Annotated in this window: 3 protein-coding genes; 1 reads left to right on the plus strand and 2 read right to left on the minus strand. The window is 73.4% G+C overall.

Annotated features, from left to right (window positions below):
* Both ACFWGJ_RS43320 and ACFWGJ_RS43325 read right to left on the minus strand, forming a co-directional pair.
* The coding region (locus ACFWGJ_RS43320) for an HpcH/HpaI aldolase/citrate lyase family protein (RefSeq protein WP_387334481.1) at window positions 1-733 on the minus strand (733 nt) is incomplete at its 3' end.
* Window positions 734-775: 42 nt separating this feature from the next.
* Window positions 776-1,777, minus strand: a complete 1,002-nt coding sequence (locus ACFWGJ_RS43325; RefSeq protein ID WP_387334484.1) for an aldo/keto reductase — start codon at window positions 1,775-1,777, stop codon at window positions 776-778.
* A gap of 80 nt (window positions 1,778-1,857) precedes the next feature.
* Here ACFWGJ_RS43325 and ACFWGJ_RS43330 point away from each other — a divergent pair.
* On the plus strand, window positions 1,858-2,373 hold a 516-nt coding region (locus ACFWGJ_RS43330), incomplete at its 3' end, for a four-carbon acid sugar kinase family protein (protein ID WP_387334486.1).

Consider the following 2,373-nt stretch of genomic DNA (forward strand, 5'->3'; position numbering starts at 1 on the left):
GGTCGCAGGCGACCGAGGCGAAGGTGAAGCCCTCGGCCAGGCGCCGGGCCGCCGTGGCGCCGTCCGGGGTGTGGATCCCCGCGGCGATCCCCGCCTCGGCCGCGGCCGTGCGGACCTCGGCCACCGCCGCCTCGAACTCCTTCGACACCGCCGCGTCGGTCGAGGAGGCCCCGCCCAGTGCGATCCGCAGGTCGGAGGGGCCGACGTAGACGCCGTCCAGGCCCGGTGTGGCGCAGATGGCCTTGAGGTCGGCGAGCCCGGCGGCCGTCTCGATCATGGCCAGCACGACGGTCGCGGCGTGTGCCTCGGCGGGGTCGGGGCCGATCCGCAACTGGGCGCGCATGGGGCCGTAGGAACGCCGCCCGGCCGGCGCGTAACGGCAGGCGGCCACCGCATCGGCGGCCTGTGCCGCGGTGTCGATCATCGGGACGATGACGCCGGCGGCTCCCGCGTCGAGGGCCTGTCCGATCGGCACCGCGTCGTTGGCCGCCACGCGCACCAGGCCCACCGAGGCGCCCCCGGCGTCGATCGCGGTCAGCGAGTTGAGCATGCCCGCGTAGCCGAACAGGCCGTGCTGGGCGTCCAGGCACACATAGTCGTAGCCGAGGCGGGCGACCCGCTCGGTGGCGACCGGCGCGTCCAGCACGGACCAGTAGCCGACGAGACGCTCGCGGGCCCGCAGCGCGGCGGCGAACCGGGCCGCGCGGGAAGGGGTGTTGACGTCAGTGCTCATAGGGAGCCGGACCTTTCCTCGTCATTGATCATCATCTGCAGGTCAGCGGTTATAGGCCGGCATGGGGCCGCGCAGTTCGACGCCCACCTTGTCGCACGCCGCGGCCACATCGGCCGGGAGCGGGCCGGCGTGCGCCGCCGCCAGGTTGGCCCGCAACTGCTCGATGCGCGAGCCGCCCAGCAGCACCGCGTCCACGCCGTCCTGTCCCAGCAGCCAGCGCAGGGCCACCTCGGGCAAGGTGAGACCCGCCTGTCCGGCGATGGCGGACAGCCGCTGCACGGCCGCGAAGAGCCGTTCGTCCCAGTACCGCTTCCGGTACATCGGGGCGAGCACCGAATCCCCGAACCGGCCCGCGTCCGGGGTGGTCCCGAAGCGGTGGCGCCCGGTGAGCAGACCGCCGGCGAGGGGGTTGTAGGCCATGGTGAGCAGGCCGCTGGTGGCGGCGTACTCCGCGTACTCCTCCTCGACCCTGCGGGCCACCAGGTTGTACACCTGCTGGGCGACGAGCGGGCGGGGCGCGCCCACCCGCTCGGCGACACGGTCGAGTTCGGCGATCTGCCATGCCGCGTAGTTGGACACGCCCAGAGCCCGGATCTTCCCCTCACCGGCCAGCTCGGCGACCGCGCCCAGGGTTTCCTCCAGGGGGACCGACCGGTCGGGCTGATGAAGGTAGAACAGATCCACCGTCTCGGTGCGCAGTCTGCGCAGACTGCCCTCCAGCGCGCTCCGCAGGCCGCGGGCCGACAGCGGGGCGTGGCCCGCAGCGTCGGGGTGGTCCATGCCGGCCTTGGTGGCCAGCAGGACCCGCTTCCGGCGGGCCGGGGTCAGCAGTTCGCCGAGGATGGTCTCCGTGGCGCCGCCGGCGTAGACGTTGGCGGTGTCCACGGCGGTGACGCCCGCTTCGAGTGCGGTGTCCAGCATCGCGGCGGCGTCGGCGGCGTCCACGGTGTCGCCGAAGGTCATGGTGCCCAGCACCAGCCGGGACAAGGGGGCGGGAACGCCCGGGACGCGCGTGCTCAGGGGGCTTGCGAAGGAGGCAGTCATGGTGGCCAACCTGGCACGTCTGCGCGCTACGCGCAATGTACTCGCGTGAATCACGCAGGGTGTGCCATTATCGTCGCACCGTGCTGCTCACCCACAGGGAGACATCGAACGTGCCGACCCCCAAGCACAGACGGCTGTTCGCGCTCGCTGACGACCTGTCGGGCGCGGCCGAGACGGCCGCCGCGCTGCTGGCACCCGGCAGGCGCTGCCGGGTGGTACTCGGTACGGCCGGTCTCGCCGACACCGACCGGGACACCGTGCTCGACCTCGACTCCCGTCATGTGTCCGCCGCGACGGCAGCCGGGCGGGTACGGGCCGCACTGGCGGCGGTGGCGGACGAGGACACGCTCGTCATGAAGAAGGCCGACTCGCTGCTGCGCGGCAACCTCGCCGCCGAGACCGGTGCGCTCACCGACGGAACAGCGGGGGTCGTCGTGGCGCCCGCGCTGCCCGCGCTCGGCCGGGTGGTCCGTGCCGGAGTCGTCCACGTCGGCGGTGTGCCGCTGCACGAAAGCGGGGCATGGCGCACCGAACCGGTGGTACCGCCGCGGTCGCTGACCGAGGCGCTGGCGCCGCATCCCGTAACGCTCGTACCG

Source organism: Streptomyces sp. NPDC060205 (assembly GCF_042728395.1).
Lineage (GTDB): Bacteria > Actinomycetota > Actinomycetes > Streptomycetales > Streptomycetaceae > Streptomyces.

Excerpts from the sequence above, each read along its gene's own strand:
- ACFWGJ_RS43325 (WP_387334484.1), bottom strand. The coding sequence starts at position 1,777 with ATGACTGCCTCCTTCGCAAGCCCCCTGAGCACGCGCGTCCCGGGCGTT.